The following is an 18,217-nucleotide window of genomic DNA, read 5'->3' as shown; positions in this document are numbered from 1 at the left end:
TAAATGTATAAATATCCCATTGATAAATATCATCTAATTCAGAGCATGTATTTCGATAAGTAAAGCTTTCCAAGAACGGATACACTAATACCTTCGGTTGCTTATGAAACCCCGTCATCTTAAACAACATCAAAGCAAAAGCCCCTGCACCGACAAAGGCCAGCGGCCCGACCATCAGGGTGGCAATCACGCACACCACAATGCCGATATAAGCCATGCCCCGTGTTGCCTTGTAGAAGATCTCCGGCACCCGTTCTGTTTTCTGAATAATGATGCCTTTGGGAGTGATTTGGCCCTTGTAGTCGTAGTCTGTATCAAATAAAAAATAGGTTAGGGGCATGAAAATTAATATTATCCCGACCCACAAATAAAGTATGAGTACATCTTGATTAAAATAATAGGTCACGCCGAAAAACATGCATATCCCTAATCCTATAATTAATGTAAATAATTCCTTAATTTTATTCCTCAAGATACACTCCCACTCATGCACCACCTCAGCCTCCAGCACTTGTTGATGTTGTTGCTGTTTATACTCTTCCGTGTATTCGGGTAAAGATACTGTGGTTGTCATATTGCTATACCCTTACCGTGCTTCACCAAAGCATTCCCTCTCTTTTGTTACATCAATATACTGACGAATAATCTTGTCTACCTCAGGGAATTGTTCTACTTGACAATAGATCTTCACCCAATATTCAAGATTATTATTTCTCTCAAAATCGAGCACATCATAATAGTAAGCAAAAACTGAGTACTGATAGATTGGGTCTTGTTCTCGTCCTTCATATTCATATTGATGGCTTAAAATGAATGGAATAACCTCAATTTCGACCTTTTTATGAAAGCCCGTCATCTTAAACGACATCAAAGCAAAAGCCCCTGCACCGACAAAGGCCAGCGGCCCGACCATCAGGGCGGCAATCACACACACTACAATGCCGATATAGGCCATTCCCCGCGTTGCCTTGTAGAAGATCTCCGGCACCCGTTCTGTTTGCTGAACAATGATGCCTTTGGGGGTGATTTGACCTTTGTAGTCGTAGTCGGCATCAAACAAAAAGTAGCTGACAGGTGCGAAGATTACGACAGTGATAGCCCACATATAAAAAAAGGTAATACTTGGGCTTAAGAAATATGAAATGCCATAAAGAACACTGAATATTCCAATCATAATAAACGGCATAAATGGTTTATCTTTGGAGCGGAGCACACACTCCCACTCATGCACTACCTCAGCATCTAAAACTTGCTGGTGCTGCTGTTGTTTATACTCTTCCGCGCATTCGGTTAAAGATACTGTTGTGGTCATAATTCTTCTACTTTTACTGGAATCAGTTGTTGGCCAATCATATCGGTTACCTGGCCATCTTTCATCACATCCGATTGTGCCTGGAGCTGCGGATGCACCTGATATTTATAAGACTGTGCCGTCTGCTGTGATTCGGCAAAGGGGTTGTGGTTGTTCACCACAGCAAACACTATGATGGTATCAATACGCTCTACCCAGATAGGAATATCCAGCACCAGCGTCGGCACCTTGTGCTCATCAAATTCCCAGCCGCCCCGTGCGATATCCTGTTCGGTCAGCTGATAGGTAAAAGCATCAACTTTAGTGGTTTTGTAGTAGCCTTCGTAAACTTCCCGCTCCCGCAGCCCAGAGACAGTAACGCCGACGTCAATACGCTGTCCGGGACGTTGCTGCGGAAAAGTGAGCTTCAACTGCTGCTGAAAGGTATAAGGCAAAGGCGCATAAGGGGAGGCGACTTTGCCCGGTAGTTGCCTGGCACTTTTGACCACCGCCTCAATTTGCGGCTGATTGAGAATTTGCAGCAGCGCCTGATATTCAGTTTCTGCAGTCCAATCGCCTTTGGGCTCTTCCCCCCAGACACTGTTGCGCAGCCAGCTTTCCAGCGGGGATTGTTGCAGGGCATTGATGATCACAGAGACGGCCAGATAAGCGATACCCAACCAAAACCAGGCTGCGACCATCCAGCCTTGGAGTACAACCCCAAGAGCAATTCTGTTAGCAAATCCTCTTCCTCCTTGTACTGCCAACGTCAACCATACACCACTTTGAGCATATAAAATTAAGCTCTTAGTATATAGCAGGCCTTTTTCTACCATAAAGTCAGCTTTCTCAGCATCCTGCCAGGTTATATAGGCTTCCCACCCCGCCGCGACAACACCCAGCATGCCTGCCAGCATGGAGCGCTGAAGATAGCTTTTGGCCAGTAATTGAGCTTCCGAATTAGCTCCCTTGCGAGCTAGTTCATTTATTTTCTTTTTTAGTAAATCTGAATGTTGCTTCACCCTATCAAATGCCAGCCCGCGGAAGATCTCACTGGTGGCATGCATCAGCCAGGCGGTGCTGAAACCCACCACATGGCGCTGGGTATTCACGTCGGCATTGGGTGTGGAGGCCAGCGTCTCTTCCACTGCGTATTGTTGGGCGACCACGTTAATGGCATTAAGAAACGCCACAATAAAATCGAGCCGGCCGAGCCGACTGAACCCCTGATTGGCCCTGTCCAGAACACTGTTGAACGCCTGCAATTTTGCGCCGTTGAAACTGTCGTATACCCCAGGTGCCTCGGTGACCATCCGGGCGACACGGGTTTCCATTTTCTGCTGCTTCAGTTCCAGCGCTGCCCGCTTGGGTGAGTCGGCAGGCATCCGCCTGAGCTGCTCATCCAGCGACTGCCACTCTGAGACCGCACCGCTAAAGCGCTGACGGAAGGCCTGACGGGTCTGCTCAAACGCCGGATTCAGACCGATTTTGCCCTGAGAGATCTGTTCCAGACTCCAGGTCATCGCCGCGACATTGAAGCCACCGCGAAAGCCGCCTTTTTTCATGGTGATCCCTAAATAGGTAAAATACCCCTTCTGGAATCCCATGCCTGCCGTTTTTTTCACCGCTTCAATGGCACTGTCAATCAAACCGCCCAGCGGTACCGTCATGGATAAGGTTTTTTGGTAAAGTGCCGATTCTGTCCCCAGCCCAAAACCCAGCACGCTGTTAAGACCGGCGACCACACCTGTCACAGGGACAGACTCACGCTGCAGATCAAGCACATCGCTTTCTTTCACCAGTTCATCGGCTTTGGTATAGAACTCCGCCGAGAAAAATGAGGTGGCCAGTGCCATCAGGTTATCCGGTGTCTCCTGCACCAGCGCCTCGGCCAGCTTCTGCTGCATGGCGTCATCGCTGGCGCTGCTGTTGAGTGCAGGCAGGATCTCCCCGAAGAGTTCCATCAGATAAGCCATGTGATCGCTGTACAGCATGTCCAGCCCGAGACGCATCGGCTCAGTACCCAGTGTGGGCAAGGCGGCTAACAGCCGGTCAAAGGCGCCGGGGATCGCCGCATACGCGCCCGCCTGCGACGCCAGATAGGCTTTATAAAAGGTATCCAGCCCGTCCCAGTTTACCTGTGAGTGGGCTTTTCGACGTTCGGTATATTCCTGCACATAGTCTTCAACCCCGAAAAAGCCCATGGCTTCCAGCTTGGCCTGCGCCTTGAGACTGGCCTGTTTGTATTGGTTAAGCAGCTCAAGCCTGGCTGACAAAGTATTATCTGGTCCCGTATGCAGTACGGGTATCTGATACTGATATTCCAGACAGGTATCCAGTGCGCTTTCAAAATCAAGCCACTGTTCCGGCTGGATTACCGGCATTTTATCTTGCGGGATCGACACCCGAACCATGGAGCGAATGGCTTCTGCCAGCACCACTTTGCGGTGGGTTTGCTCATCGGGCGTGGTGGTCAGTACCGGCTCCAGCAGGGCAAGATAGAGATCGCTCAGGTCGGCCAGCGGATCGTCCAGAGCCACTATCTGCTGTCCGTGTGCTGACGGTGCCTGATAGGTGTAACTGGCCAGTGTCTTTTTCGGCGGGACATGAATAAAATCGTTCGGTTTGCCGGGCTCACCTGTCAGCGGCGCGCAGGTTCCGGCAAAAGGATCCAGTCCTTCGACGTTCACATCGGCAACAGCACATTCCACCGTGGCGACATCAGCGCGATGAGTATGCTGACCCGATGCATTCAGATCGACTTTGCGCAGCCAGTTGTCGCGGGCCTGTGCATCGGTGAGATAAAAATCGCAGATACGATCTGTCCAGCGCTTCACGGAATAGGCCAGGTAATACGGACTCGCCGTAGCGCAGAGAATATGGCTTTTCGGTTGCTGAGGCTCCGCCTTTGCGCGTGCTTGCGCCGTGTGGCCTTCTACCCGGCGAAACTCCCCCTGCTCAATCTTGTATTCTTCCAGCTGCCACTCTTCCGATTCTGGCAGCGGATGCAGCGCATACAGCCAGCCGTCACGGATCTGACGCAGAGTGTAGGGTGTCTCTGCTGACTGAAAAATCCCCCCGGAAAACACCTCTGTGTCCTGAACGGGGTGCAAGCCCTGTCCTTTTTCGTTACGTGCATCAATGGCGTAACGCACAGGGGAAAGGGCCGTAAACTGACCTGCTTCCGCTTCAGCCACTTTCACCACAGGAAAGTCGACCCAGCCCTGCGACTGATTGCTGATGGCGAAAACGCCGTCTCCCAGCATCATTGCAGAAGCCGGGTAACGTGTGTCCTGACCATGGGTGTAAATCCCCACCGACTCAAGGTAAACCTGACTGCCAATGCTCAGCTGTGTTTTGTTATCACGCCAGAATGGATTGAGTGACAACAATGATTCCAGCGTCATCTGATAATGGTCTGCGATACCGGATAAGGTCTCTCCCTCAACCACGGTGTGCTTTTTACGTTGCCCGCCATTTTCTGTCAGCGGGATAATCTGCTGCATGTCCAGCTTCACACCATGTTGATCCAGAAAGGCGGTATCGACACTGTTAATGGCATCGTCAGTCAGTGCTTCCTGACTATAGAGCAGGTATTGATCCTGAACCGTCTGGCCGTTTCGCTGCCAGAGGGCAAGGATGAATTCGAGCGGTTGATCAATCGCGGGTTCAGGATACATGGCCTCCGCACGGCTCTGGGTAACCTGAAAACGCGGATAGGTTTCCCCCATACAACGGTATTCGCTGATCAGTTTGCCTGCCAGAAAGTGATAGAGGTAGCCTTTGGTCGGCAGGCCCAGTTGCTCTCCCATCTGAATCGCCGGGCGAACAGGCACAAAGGCTTCCTGAATCACTGCGGCAGACTTGTCGTGCGGCAGGACAGCATCCACTCCAAAACTCACCAAAGGGCTGGTTCGCCAATTTACCTGCAGTGACTTTTCTTCATCCTTCCTGACTTCGCACGACACATAAGTATGCTGACCCTGCGCTTTCTCTGACCATTGCGTGAGCGGGCCTTCTTGCTCAGACTGATTTAATTGCAGCGACAGATAAGGTTTGACGTATTGTCGGTACAGCGCCGGCCGGCAAGCAAATGCCACAGAATAGGCATATTCAGGTACAGGCTCTGTCTCTGGAACCGGTTCAGGTTTAGAGCTGTAAATTCGCTCATCCAGTGGCTGATAAGCGGCTTTGACAAAACGTTTGGTCGGTTTGATATCGGACGACATGAAGAAGGCACCGTTGGGATCAAAAATGGCCCTATTTTAAGCAGTACGCCGGTTATGCGCATTTGGCATTATGTCGTAAACAGCCGGCAAATTCACAGTTGCTGCTGGCAATACAACTATTTATCTTGTTTTGCGCTCAATATCACAGCCACTCACCGCACTTTCTGGTGCCAAAATAACGCCAGCCGGATTGTCACCGTGACCAGAACGCCGCAACCCATTACAATCATCAAATCACTTTTCTGTTGATCTATCAGGTGTCTGCATGGCCCATCAGCTCGATACACTAGATCTCAATCTTATGCGCTTGCTCAAGGCGGTGGTTGATCATAAGAGTATTAAAGTCGCGGCGGCGCAGCTCGGGATCTCTCAGCCCAGTGCCAGCCGTGGTGTGGCCAGATTAAAGACCACGTTCAACGACCCGCTGTTCGTGCGCAAGCCGCACGGTGTGGAACCCTCTCCGATGGCGCTGCGCTTAGCCGAAGAGTTCGACAACATCCTGGCACCCATTGCCAAGGTGTTGCACGAGTTTGAGGATTTCAGTGCCCTGGCGTATGACGGCCAGCTCTCACTGGTCATCGATCCGTATCTGCTCGACGAGCAGGGAGCGCGCCTGCTGAGCGGCTGTTACCAGGCCTTTCCCCGCGCGACGTTTTCCTTTTCCAGCTGGAACAATAACAGCCAGGGTGAAATGCTCGAAGGCATGCATGATTACTGCATTTTGGATCAGGAAACCGAGCTGTCGAACGACATCTATATGCGCCCACTGTTTACGGAAAAGCGGATGATACTGGCCCGGCATAACCACCCGAGCCTGTCGCTGGATAAAGACAGCAACGACTGGGAGGCGGTCGCGCAATTGCCGATTGTGTCTCTGCCGTCCCCCGCTTCGTACAATCCTTTGTGTACCGTGGAGTCTGAATATCAGCGCATGGGCTATCAGCCGAACGTACTGCTCAAAACCTACAGTTTACGCGTCGCAGCCGAGATGCTGCTCAATACCGATGCCATCATGTACGCCAGCAAAAGCTCCATCCGGCTTTTTCCGGATCTGGTGGCTTACCCTATGCCTGCCGTCAACCGGGAATTCAGCGACTTTGTTATCTCAGGCGGTTTTTTGCAGACCAACAGAAATCACCCGATGCACCAGCATTTACATCGTATTGTAAAGAACCTGTTCAAACACCCGCTCTGAACCACCAAGAGATATTCAAAAATGAATATCTCAATTACCTGTCCAGGCCGAATATCGCGGGCTACTCTAGCCTTACTCCATAACATTTTACTGCACAGTCAACAAAAGTACGGTTTCAGCGTTTTTCTCCCTGCTGGCGGGATTTCATGTCCTTCAATGTTATGCATTTAATTAAGTTCATTTAAAGGTGAATGATGTTTCTTGCACGAATCTTTCTGCTACTGGCTATCGCTTCTGAAGTCGCCGGTACCAGCACCATGAATCTGCTCGGCCAGCAAGACGCACTCTGGGGTTATGCGGTCATGTATCTATTGATCACTGTGTCTTATTACTTCCTGTCGCTGGCGGCGAAGAGAATTGCCATAGGTGTAGCGTATGCGATATGGGAGGGGCTGGGTATTACCCTGATCACTCTGGTGTCACTACTGGTGTTCAAGGCCGATTTGAACAGTCAGGAACTGCTTGGCCTGGGTTTAGCCGTGGCAGGTATTGTAATGGTGACGTTGGGTGAAGCGCAGTCAGACAGCCGTGCCACCCAGGCTAAGGCTTCAATACCGCACTCAACCTCAGCAAGGAGCCGATCATGAGTCAGTTCTTTACCCTGTCCTTCGGCTTTGTGGTGCTGGCGGCTTTGGTCGACATTGCCGCCAACATGGCACTGACCCGTTCGAACGGCTTCAAGCACAAACTCTGGGGAGGCTTGTCTATCGCGCTGGTCTTGTGTGCCTTTACGCTGCTGGCTCAGGCCGTCAAAGAGATTGATTTGGCGGTGGCTTATGCGTCATGGGGCGCCATAGGCATTCTGGGCACCGCCATTGGCGGCTCTGTCTTGTTTAAACAACGACTTTCACCGCTTGGCTGGACAGGTATTTTTGTGGTTATCGCTGCAGTAATTGTGATGAAAACCGCTTAAAGATGAAATGCTTTAATAAATAAAGACTAGATAAGATCCAATAGCGAGAGAAAATAACGCTCGCTATTGGGTGTTATAAAAACAAATTATGGCTGAATGGCAGTCACATATGGGTCCCAGTTAATTTCTTTAATCAGCTGATCATCTTTAAAGACTTGTACCCAGAATGTATACGCCGCTTTTTGCTGAGTACCCGGATTCGGGCGACCTGGCAGTGTGGCTTCAGCCTGAACATACGGCATGTAGGCCGTCTGGCGTACAAATGGCACGTTAACGCTGTCATTCATCGGAATACCGTCTTCCTGATAGACATAGACTTGTGTATTGCCCTGATACGCCGACCAGCCTTTGATCAAAGTACTGTTCCATTCATGTTCAGCGTCAATAAGAACTGAATAATGACTGCCATCTTCCGAAACACTCACTTTCGGAAACGCAGACCAGCGAATCACATCGCCGTTATTGACCTTAATGCTCAGTTCATAAGAACCCTGTGAATTATCGATAACCAGACTGGGATCAGCAAACATCTGAACGGCTTGATAGCCCTGTGCACCATTTTCAATTGCTTCGCAGTCGATGACGATTTCGACTTTATTAATATTTGCCATGACGTTGTTCCTCATATTTTTTTGTGAGCCCCCTTTTAACCGTGCTATTCGATGAATAATAATTTAACCGAATTAAAAGCATGATTAAAAATTTCGGAGACGATAAAAATAAAGATCGATTCTTTATTTATTTTGTTATTTAGCAGTTAAATGAAGATTAACTTCATTGCTTATGAGGTTAGCTAATATTCTGGGGAATTCTAATTAATATCAAAAAATCAGAAATTATTTTTATATTTTAATTCAAAGGATTGTGAAAACTTCATTCAGATTATTTCTGTTATTTGATCCACTGCCATGATTACATGTAATCAATCTATTTATCATATACACACCCCGCCAAATTTATGACGGGGTGAGCACTATACTTTTCCAGGTGATTACATAGTAAAGCCGAACTGCAGGGCCGCACCATAATTGTTGTCCTGGCCGTATTGCAATGCCAGATCAACCGCAACCACGCCGAACGGACTCAGGCCGATACCGGCACTCATGGTATCTTCAGCAGAATCAGTCAGGCTCAAGCTGTAACCGGCACGGAACTGCACCCAGTCCCAGCCATTCAATTCCATACCCAGCCGTGCATATTGCGTCGCCAGATCAAACTCTTTGAAATATTTCTGCTCTGTCAGATCCACATCAGCGGCAGCGGTAAACCAGCTGTTACTGTATGCAGCACCCAGAGTGTATTTAGGCTCAACCAGCAAAGTCTTACTGGTAAATTTGCCTGGCTGACCTGCGGGGGATTCCGGTGTGTTGGTTTCCAGCTCCTGCTTAAACAAGTTACGGCCACTGAACCCTAGAGTTACTGTTGGGATCGGCTGGTAAGCCAGACCGATATCCAGGTTGAAGGCCGTATCATCCTGATATTCGTTTTCAAATTCGAAGTCACTGTTATCAAACTGGCTGACAGTGTTTTGGAAGCTCACGGCAATCAGCTGTTGAATCTTAGGTGAGATACCCACAGACACCTTCTGCTCCGGCAGGGAGACAGTAGGTAATTCGAAAGATTTACCCATGGTTAAACCGACATCGACGATGCCACCAGCAATCCCCAGCACATCAGACTGAAGATTGTCGAGATCCGGCGGATTCGAGCCATCCACACCAGCCAAATCATCAGGATCAATGTTGGCCTGAGCCAGGCTGACAATCTGCGCCTGAGTGAACAAGCTCATGCTCAGATAACGGTTCGGCACCGCAACGGCCGCTCCGATACTGATGTCAGCCTTGAGTTTACCCTCATCCATGGCCATCAGTGCCGCTTTCCATTCATTGACCAGGGAATCAGAAACCGGGCTGCCGCCGCTATTATCTATCGCCATTTCCAGTTCGTCATTAACATCCTGGAAATCTTCCACTTTCTGATTCAGCTCGTCCGGATCATGAATACTGACCCCCACCGCTGGCAATAACACGCCAAAATCATCGGTCTTATTATAATGTGCCACCAACGCCGGGTTATAAAAGCTGGCTGTCAGATAACTGGCGGACGCGACACCTGTGCCGCCCATCGCCACGCTGCGTGCATCTGCACCGTTTACCGCTGCCTGAGCGGAAAATGTGCTGACTGACAAAGCCGTAGCCACTGCCAGTGTGAGTCCCTGCAATTTAATATTCATAAGTATTAGTATTTTTTTGCCGTGAATTTGTCAAAAAAGTCATCAAGAAGCGCCCATTATATAAGCGGCTTTACGCTTAACAATGACAATGTCAATAACAGTGAAGTGCTGCACAAATCCCGCCGATGTGTAATACCAACGTAAATTGTAATGCAAGATATATCGTTGTTAAACGTGAGTAACTTATCATAACGTCTAATTTACAATGCATAATTAGATGATTCTTTCAGAGAAGTATTCCATTGCAGTGATAAAAAATGTAACCTCCGACACGATTATATTAATAATAACTGCATGTTCATGCTGGGAAGAACCACTCAACTCAGCACAAAACACGTTGTATCAGTTACTTAAAGGTCAATCATGTCAGAACAAGTGATAACTGGCGCAAACAAGCGTAAAGCGCCTTGGCTCATGTTTATTCTGCCATCATTCATCGGTGTGCTGCTGTTTATGGCACCAATCACCGTAGGTGGAGAGATAACCATCCCTATTGCCTTAATGGCAAAAGCAATCCAGAACCTGTTTGAAGGTAGCCTGACGGCCATCGTCACCACCGTCATTACCCTGACGGCGCTTTGCTCGACTCTGGTTCGCCTCATCAAACCCCGTTTTATTGAACGTAAACCTTTTATTGCCAATCTGTTTAAGCCAAGCCTGCCTTGGTACATCGTTCAATTACTGGGTGCGACCTTTGCCATCCTGACGTTTTTTAAAGTCGGTCCGGTTGCTATCTTTGACGGAAATACCGGCGGCTTGGTACTGAACGACCTGCTGCCCGTGCTGTTTGCGGTCTTCCTGTGTGCGGGCTTTTTCCTGCCTTTGCTGACGAGCTTTGGTCTGCTGGAATTCTTCGGAGCAATGCTGACCAAAATCATGCGCCCGCTGTTTAACTTGCCTGGGCGTTCAGCTATCGACTGTATGGCATCCTGGTTGGCTGACGGCAGTGTCGGGGTCCTGCTGACCAGCAAACAGTATGAAGAAGGCTTCTATACCAAGCGTGAAGCGGCGGTTATTGGTACCACTTTCTCTGCCGTTTCCATTACGTTCAGTCTGGTTGTGATCGCGCAGGTTAACCTGGAACACATGTTCCTGCCTTTCTACGCCACTGTATGTCTGGCGGGTGTGGTGGCTGCCATTGTTGTTCCGCGCCTGCCGCCTCTGAGCCGTAAGCGTGATGAATTTGTCTGCGGTACCCCGGCCGATGCCAACATGGATGCCCTGCCTAACGGCCACACTGTGCTGAGCTTCGGTCTGGAAAAAGCCTTTGAGCGCGCCAACAAAGTCACCAGCTTGCGCAAAGTGGTCAATGACGGTGTCAAAGCCGCTGTCGATATGGTGTTCGGTGTCCTGCCTGTTGTCATGGCCATAGGTACACTGGCGCTGCTGGTTGCCGAGAACACACCTGTGTTTGACTGGCTGGGTAAACCCTTTATCCCGCTGCTGGAACTGCTGCAGATTCCGGAAGCAACTGAAGCATCTAAAACCATAGTCGTAGGCTTTGCTGATATGTTCCTGCCTTCGATTCTGGCAACGGAAATCCAGAGTGATCTGACTCGCTTTGTGATTGCAGCACTGTCTGTAACACAGCTGATTTATATGTCTGAAATCGGTGCTCTGCTGCTGGGCAGCAAGATCCCGGTGAAGGCCTGGGAGCTGTTCGTGATCTTCATTCTGCGTACCCTGGTCACCCTGCCGGTTATCGCGCTGATGGCTCACCTGATTTTCTAAGACCACTCATAACATCCCCCTGACAAAAGCGGCTGGAAACAGCCGCTTTTTTATACCTGCATCTCTGAGCACTTAATAAATCCTGTCCTCACTGTCCGGATCGAACAGCACCGCTTTGCTCACATCGACCGCGAATAAGAAATCGCGTCCCGACACAGGATGACTTTCAGGGTCTAATCTCGCGGTCACATCCTGATCGTTAAACTGTGTAACCACCAGCGTATCCGCCCCCGTCGGTTCCACCACATCCAGCTGATTATTGATATGTCTTTCAAACACTGCCGGCGAATTCGCCGTTGCCTGACGGATCTGCTCAGGACGAAGCCCCAGTATCACTTCACGATTCACCCAGGCTGACAAATCTTTTCCTCTCTCAGGCAAAGGAATACTGACCCGCTCGCCGTCCCGGTTATGCAGTTCTATCGCCAAGCCGTCATTGAGTGCTCTGAGGTAGCTGCGTATGAAATTCATCGAGGGTGAGCCCATAAAGCCCGCCACGAACATATTGACCGGGTTGTTGTAAATCTGCTCCGGGCTGGCAAGCTGCAGCAAGACACCGTCTTTCATCACAGCAATGCGGTCGGCCAGTGTCATGGCTTCAATTTGATCATGGGTGACGTAAACTATGGTGGTTTTCAGCCGCTGGTGCAGCTTCTTAATTTCAGTGCGCATTTCCACTCTGAGTTTGGCATCCAGGTTACTGAGCGGCTCATCAAACAGGTAAATCTGCGGCTCACGGGCCAGGGCTCTGCCCATGGCAACCCGCTGGCGCTGGCCGCCCGACAACTCTGCCGGCTTGCGGTCGAGCAGATGATCGATCTGCAGCATAGTCGCCACTCTGTCGACTTCCAGAGCAATCTGGGCCTGAGGCACTTTGCGCATTTCCAATCCGAAGGCGATATTGCGGCGTACCGTCATACTGGGGTACAGCGCATAAGACTGAAAGACCATGGCGATGTCCCTGTCTTTAGGCGACAAATGCGTCACGTCTTTGTCGCCTAACAAAATCGCGCCGTCACTGATACTGTCCAGCCCGGCTATAGTATTCATCAGCGTTGACTTACCGCAGCCGGACGGGCCCACCAGCACCAGAAACTCACCGCTGTCTATCTTGATATCTATCTCTTTCAGCGCGTGGTAATCGCCATAATGCTTATTTACGTCTTTGATATGTAAGCTCGACATCGTCATTATCCTTTGACTGCACCGGCAACCAGTCCACGCAGGAAATACTTACCGGAGATGATGTAGATAAAAATGGTCGGGATAGCGGCAATAATGGCGGCCGCCATATCCACGTTATATTCCTTTACACCGTGACTGGTGTTGACCAGGTTGTTGAGAGCGACGGTGATCGGCTGAGACGTCGGGCCGGAATACACCACACCAAACAGAAAGTCGTTCCAGATATTGGTGAACTCCCAGATTAGCGTCACAACTATGATCGGGCCTGAGAGCGGTAACACTATGTGGTAAAACGTCTGGAAAAAACCGGCACCGTCCAGCTTGGCGGCAGAAATCAGCTCAGTCGGCAGGCCCACGTAATAATTACGGTAAAACAGGGTCGTGAACGGAATCCCATAAATGGTATGGACCAGAATCAGGCCGGGTACTGAGTTCGCCAATCCGAGATAGCCCAGCGTCTGTGCCATTGGCAGCAACACCGCCTGAAAGGGAATGAAACAGCCCAGCAGCATCAAGGCGAAGAACACTTCGCTGCCCCTGAAGCGCCACTTTGCAAGGACATAGCCATTAATTGCGCCTATGGCTGACGCCAGCACCACAGCCGGTAAGGTGATTTTGAAAGAATTCCAAAAATAGGCAGACACGCCTTCGCAGCTCAAGCCGGTACAGGCGGATGACCAGGCTTTTTGCCAGGCCTCTGTGGTCGGAGACTGTGGCGGCAGTATCAGATTACCGGTCCGTATTTCGGCTAAATCTTTCAGTGAGTTAAACACCATCACCACAAGCGGCATGATGAAATACAGCGCAAAGAGTATCAGGACCAGATACGTGAAAGCCCGCCCGGCTTGCTGGCTCCAATTGGCATTAACCATGCTTCTTCTTCCTCAGTTCGGAATACAGGTAGGGGATCAGAATGGCAATAAAGCCCATCAGGGTGATCATGGCGCTGGCCGAGCCAATCCCAATCTGGTTACGTCCAAACGCATACTGATACATAAAAGTGGCGGGTAAATCGCTCGAGTAGCCAGGCCCGCCGGATGTCAGCACCACCACCAGATCGAAGCTCTTGATCGCCAGATGGGACAAAATGATGAAGCAGCTGAAGAAGATCGGCCGCATGATAGGCAGTACGATGCGACGATAAATCGTCGGCATGGTTGCACCGTCTATCTGCGCGGCTTTGATGATGGCGCTGTCTACCCCTCGCAACCCGGCCAGCATAATGGCCATCACAAAACCTGATGCCTGCCACACTGCCGCAATCACTATGGTGTAAATCGCCATGTCCTTATCCACCAGCCAGTCAAACTGGAAACTGGTGAAGCCGATGTCGTGCAGGAGTTTCTCTATACCGATTTGAGGATTGAGTATCCACTTCCAGGCGGTGCCTGTCACAATCAGGGAAAGTGCAAACGGGTACAGGTAAATTGTTCGCAGCACACCTTCGGCCCGTATCTTCTGATCCAGCAATATGGCCAGCAGCGTGCCCACCGAAATCGCGATCACAATAAACAGAAAACCAAAAATAAACAGATTGGTATAGGCCACCGTCCAGCGATCCATGCTGAACAATTTGCTGTAATTGCTCAGACCGATGAAATCATATTTAGGCAGCATTCGGGAGTTGGTGAACGACAGCACCAACGACCATAGAATAAATCCATATGTAAACACCAGAGTGATCACCATGGAGGGGGCTAGCACTATCTTCGGCAACACGGCTTGCAGTTTGTCGGCCAGACTTTCCCGTGGCGGCGCTCCCGACAGTGGCTGAGCTTGGGTTCCAATAGTCATAACAAGGCTCTTGTCAAAATAGGCAGGAAAGCCGGTACCCGTTTGTACCGGCCTGTGTGGCTGACGGGGATTACTGCGCCAGCTCGATAGCCGACACCAGACGTAAGGTGGCCGCATCCGCCGTCATGTCATTATCATTGAAATAATTCGTCACGACGTCATACACGGCCCCGCTAACTGCCGGTTCCATTGCCATGGCATGGGCAAAGCTGGGTACCAGTGAGCCGGATTTTGCGCTGGCCTGAAAATCAGACATCGACTGCTTGGCGCAGCTGTCGTAGCGGGCCAGTGACACATCCGGACGTACCGGAATGGAGCCTTTTTTCAGGTTGAATTCTTCCTGAAATTCCTTCGACACCAGCAGGCGAGATAAGTCCTCCTGGGCCGCCTGTGCCTCTTTGCTCTTTTGCTCAAACATCATGAAAGCATCAACATTGAAGTTAAACGTATTCTGCGTTCCCGGCACTGTGGCACAGAGATAATCCTTGCCTGGCTGTTTACCGGCGGCGGCAAACTCCCCTTTTGCCCAGTCTCCCATGATTTGCACAGCGGCTTTGCCGTCTATTACCATCGCGGTAGTCAGGTTCCAGTCACGTCCCGGCATGCCCGGATCCATGTAGGATTTGAGCTTTTTGAAGGTCGCAAAAGCCTGTGTCATGGTGTCAGAACTCAGCGCCTGCTTATCCAACGCCACAAAGGCCTGGCGATACCAGTCGTCACCACCGACTCCCAGAGCAACCTGTTCAAACACAGTGGCGTCCTGCCAGTCCTGCCCGCCATGGGCAAACGCGACGAAACCGGCCTGCTTAGCCTTATCCATAAAGACGAAGAACTCATCCCAGCTTTGTGGCACTTTGCCACCGTTCACCTGATCCAGAATCGGCTTGTTAATCCACATCCAGTTGATCCTGTGTACATTCACCGGCGCTGCAACATAACTGCCCTGATATTTATGGATGTCGGCCACGGCTTTTGGCAGCAATGCGTCCCAGCGCTCACTGGTGGCAACCTCATCCAGTTTTGCCAGCACACCCAGATCACCCCACTGGGCAATTTCAGGGCCAGCTATCATAGAGGCGGAAGGCGGATTACCCGAAATGGCACGCGACTTCAGCACTGTCATGGCCGTTTCACCGCCGCCACCGGCCACCGCAAAGTCCGTCCAGCTATGGCCTTCCTCCTTCATCATCTTTTGTAGAATGGCAAGCGCTGCCGCTTCGCCACCCGATGTCCAGTAATGCAGCACTTCAACATTGCCGGCGTGTGCTTGTCCCGTTATCAGCGACGCCAAAGTTGCCGCCATTAGTGTTTTGTTCAGACCTTTCACGTTTTATCCTCCCTGGATAACTATTATTGTCGTTGCCAAACAGCCGCATCCCGGCACCGATTACCCCACTGGGCTGGTGCGCGCATTGTTGCTGATTTGTTAACCTTTTGTTTATCAATTATTCATCGGGAGGGTCTGTAAGTCACTGAGTGCTTGGTAAGCACGTGTAAGCAGTTTGTATCAATTTACTTACAAATTAAGCCATTGAATAAATAGCGAAAAATTAAACTTCTGCGAGTGCAATGCTTTAGCGCATTGTTTTGACGCGTTGCTGCGGGGACAGATCAGGAGTATTGCGAGGAAAACAACAACCCCTGCCGCGGCAGGGGTTGTTAAGAAGGTAAGCGGTAGGTTGCCCGGTTTTACCCTTTGTAAACCTTAGGGTTAAAGACATCACGCAGCCAGTCACCCAGCAGGTTGATCACCAGAACCAGAGTCACCAGCACAATGCCAGGAAACGCAGTGATCCACCAGGAACCCGAGAAGATGTAGTTAAAGCCGATACTGATCAGCGAGCCCAGTGACGGCTGATCGACCGGCATCCCCAGCCCCAGGAAGGACAGTGCCGCTTCCGACATGATGGCATTGGCCACCTGCACGGTGGAGATCACCAGAATAGGCGACAGGCAGTTCGGCAAAATATGACGAAACATAATGCGCAGTGATTTCAGGCCCATCACGCGGGATGCTTCAACATACTCTTTTTTCTTCTCTGCCAGCACAGATGCCCGCACAGTACGTGCATACTGCGGCCATTCGGCAATACCTATGATCACCACCAGCATCAAAATGGCGTACTGACTGTAAAAGTCACTGCCAAAGCTGGCTTTGAAAATTGCCAACACGATAATCGCCACCATCATAGTCGAGAACGACAGCTGAACATCGGCAATACGCATCAGGAAGCTGTCAATCCGGCCACCGAAGTAACCGGCACACAGTCCGACTATGATGCCGATAAACAGCTGCAGCGCGACGGCAAACAGGCCAATGGCCAGTGAGATGCGCAGCCCGTAGATAATGGTCGACAGAATATCACGGCCCTGATCATCCGTACCCAGCAGGAAACGGGCATCGCCAAATTCCATCCATGACGGTGCCAGCTCTGAATCCATAATATCAATACTGTTGAGATCATACGGATTCATTGGCGACAGCAGAGGTGCGAACAGCGCCGTCAGCACAAAGAGCAGAAACACGGTAAAACTGGCAATCGCCACTTTGTCTTTTTTAAAGAAATAAATGAAATCTGAATTCAGAAAACGCTGCCAGCGTGAAGGCGCATCAGTCGTCTTGGTAGTCATGATTACGCTCCTTTGCCGGTCAGGTTAACGGTTGGGTTGATCAGGCCGTACAGCAGGTCAACCAGGGTATTGGTCACCACGAAGATCAGGCCAACAAAAATGACATAAGCGGTAATCAATGGGGTATCCACCCGGTTAATCGCTTCCAGGAACAGGAAACCCGTTCCCGGCCACTGGAACACTGTCTCAGTCAGGATTGTATAGGCTACCATAGTCCCTATCTGCACCCCGCCCACAGTAATCACCGGCAACATGGTATTTTTCAGAGCATGTTGATAATACACCTTGTTCTGAGCCAGACCTTTAGCACGGGCAAATTTCACGTACTCGGTACTCAGCGCTTCGAGCATTTCAGAGCGCACCAGGCGGATAAAGAGCGGCAGCATGATAGAGGCCAGAGAGATACTCGGCAGCACCAGGTGCGCCAAACCATCCAGCGTAAAAAAGCCGGAATTCCAACCGAATATATTCGCCGTTTCACCCCGTCCGAACGAAGGCAACCAGCCTAATTCGATTGAGAAAACATACATCAGCATAATGGCGGTCAAAAAGACCGGAATGGAGATACCTACTATGCTAAAGCCCATGATCACTTTCGTCAGGGCGCTGTTGGGGTGTATGGCCGAATAAACGCCTAGGGGGATCGACACCACAACAATAATCAGTGACGCAGCAAACACCAGTTCCAGTGTGGCTACCAGCTTGTCCAGAATCACGTCAACAACCGGACGTTTGAAGAAATAAGAGTTACCTAAATCCCCCTGAACAGCTTTCGAAATAAAGCGGCCGTACTTCACCATAAAGGGATCGTTGAGGCCCATTTCAGTCCGCAGCGCATCTCGCTCGGCTTCGGACACAGACTGTCCCACCAGCTCACGCAGGGGATCGCCTAAATTGTCCTGGATAGCAAACGCCACCAGACTGATCACAAACATCACTACCAGTGCCTGCACCAGGCGCTTGACCAAAAACGTAAACATTTCTTGCCTCTTTAGACATCCATAATCAGGCCCCG

At 50.4% G+C, this 18,217-nt stretch carries 14 protein-coding genes and 1 pseudogene; 4 read left to right on the top strand and 11 right to left on the bottom strand.

Annotation, left to right across the window (positions count from 1 at the left end; all coding sequences use genetic code 11):
* The 3 genes and pseudogenes from L6J37_RS20415 to L6J37_RS20405 all read right to left on the bottom strand — a co-directional run.
* A pseudogene (locus L6J37_RS20415) lies at positions 1–574 on the bottom strand (hypothetical protein); the annotation flags it as partial.
* A 12-nt stretch (positions 575–586) separates the two neighbouring features.
* A complete protein-coding gene (locus L6J37_RS20410; RefSeq protein WP_237796425.1) occupies positions 587–1,312 on the bottom strand; it encodes an MptD family putative ECF transporter S component in 726 nt (241 codons plus the stop codon).
* Complete coding sequence (locus L6J37_RS20405; RefSeq protein ID WP_237796424.1) at positions 1,309–5,520, bottom strand: toxin VasX; 4,212 nt, start codon at positions 5,518–5,520, stop codon at positions 1,309–1,311. The genes L6J37_RS20410 and L6J37_RS20405 overlap by 4 nt, the downstream gene beginning before the upstream one ends.
* 265 nt (positions 5,521–5,785) lie before the next feature.
* Between L6J37_RS20405 and L6J37_RS20400 the strand changes: the two genes are divergently transcribed.
* The 3 genes from L6J37_RS20400 (at position 5,786) to mdtI (ending at position 7,628) form a co-directional block, all read left to right on the top strand.
* Positions 5,786–6,715, top strand: a complete 930-nt coding sequence (locus L6J37_RS20400; protein ID WP_218384570.1) for a LysR family transcriptional regulator — start codon at positions 5,786–5,788, stop codon at positions 6,713–6,715.
* Between the two features lie 194 nt (positions 6,716–6,909).
* Positions 6,910–7,302, top strand: coding sequence for an SMR family transporter (locus L6J37_RS20395; protein WP_237796423.1), 393 nt, complete (start codon positions 6,910–6,912; stop codon positions 7,300–7,302).
* Positions 7,299–7,628, top strand: coding sequence for a multidrug/spermidine efflux SMR transporter subunit MdtI (gene mdtI, locus L6J37_RS20390; RefSeq protein ID WP_192016077.1), 330 nt, complete (start codon positions 7,299–7,301; stop codon positions 7,626–7,628). The genes L6J37_RS20395 and mdtI overlap by 4 nt, the downstream gene beginning before the upstream one ends.
* An 86-nt stretch (positions 7,629–7,714) precedes the next feature.
* On the opposite strand, the gene L6J37_RS20385 is transcribed toward mdtI, so the two are convergent.
* Positions 7,715–8,239, bottom strand: coding sequence for an AidA/PixA family protein (locus L6J37_RS20385; RefSeq protein ID WP_192016078.1), 525 nt, complete (start codon positions 8,237–8,239; stop codon positions 7,715–7,717).
* Between the two features lie 380 nt (positions 8,240–8,619).
* On the bottom strand, positions 8,620–9,861 hold the full coding sequence (gene traF, locus L6J37_RS20380; RefSeq protein WP_237796422.1) for a conjugal transfer protein TraF: 1,242 nt from the start codon (positions 9,859–9,861) through the stop codon (positions 8,620–8,622).
* 363 nt (positions 9,862–10,224) lie between these two features.
* Here traF and L6J37_RS20375 point away from each other — a divergent pair, with 363 nt between their 5' ends.
* On the top strand, positions 10,225–11,592 hold the full coding sequence (locus tag L6J37_RS20375) for a YjiH family protein (RefSeq protein WP_237796421.1): 1,368 nt from the start codon (positions 10,225–10,227) through the stop codon (positions 11,590–11,592).
* Between the two features lie 72 nt (positions 11,593–11,664).
* Here the strand turns inward: L6J37_RS20375 and L6J37_RS20370 are convergent, their stop codons facing one another.
* From L6J37_RS20370 to L6J37_RS20345, 6 genes are all read right to left on the bottom strand, one after another.
* Complete coding sequence (locus L6J37_RS20370; protein ID WP_218384585.1) at positions 11,665–12,777, bottom strand: ABC transporter ATP-binding protein; 1,113 nt, start codon at positions 12,775–12,777, stop codon at positions 11,665–11,667.
* A gap of 5 nt (positions 12,778–12,782) precedes the next feature.
* Positions 12,783–13,649 (bottom strand): carbohydrate ABC transporter permease, encoded by an 867-nt coding sequence (locus L6J37_RS20365; RefSeq protein ID WP_192016081.1) that lies wholly within the window; start codon positions 13,647–13,649, stop codon positions 12,783–12,785.
* A complete protein-coding gene (locus L6J37_RS20360; protein ID WP_192016082.1) occupies positions 13,642–14,571 on the bottom strand; it encodes a carbohydrate ABC transporter permease in 930 nt (309 codons plus the stop codon). The genes L6J37_RS20365 and L6J37_RS20360 overlap by 8 nt, the downstream gene beginning before the upstream one ends.
* A gap of 70 nt (positions 14,572–14,641) precedes the next feature.
* Complete coding sequence (locus tag L6J37_RS20355) at positions 14,642–15,874, bottom strand: ABC transporter substrate-binding protein (RefSeq protein WP_237796427.1); 1,233 nt, start codon at positions 15,872–15,874, stop codon at positions 14,642–14,644.
* A gap of 386 nt (positions 15,875–16,260) precedes the next feature.
* The gene (locus L6J37_RS20350) at positions 16,261–17,202 is read right to left on the bottom strand and encodes an ABC transporter permease (protein WP_237796420.1); all 942 of its coding nucleotides are present in this window, start codon (positions 17,200–17,202) and stop codon (positions 16,261–16,263) included.
* Positions 17,203–17,204: 2 nt separating this feature from the next.
* Positions 17,205–18,182, bottom strand: a complete 978-nt coding sequence (locus L6J37_RS20345; RefSeq protein WP_192016084.1) for an ABC transporter permease — start codon at positions 18,180–18,182, stop codon at positions 17,205–17,207.
* Between the last annotated feature and the right edge of the window lie 35 nt (positions 18,183–18,217).

Source organism: Photobacterium sp. WH77, from assembly GCF_022014395.1.
GTDB classification, from domain to species: domain Bacteria; phylum Pseudomonadota; class Gammaproteobacteria; order Enterobacterales; family Vibrionaceae; genus Photobacterium; species Photobacterium arenosum.
Note: the sequence above shows the minus strand (reverse complement) of the source record. Positions and strands in the feature narration are given on the sequence as shown.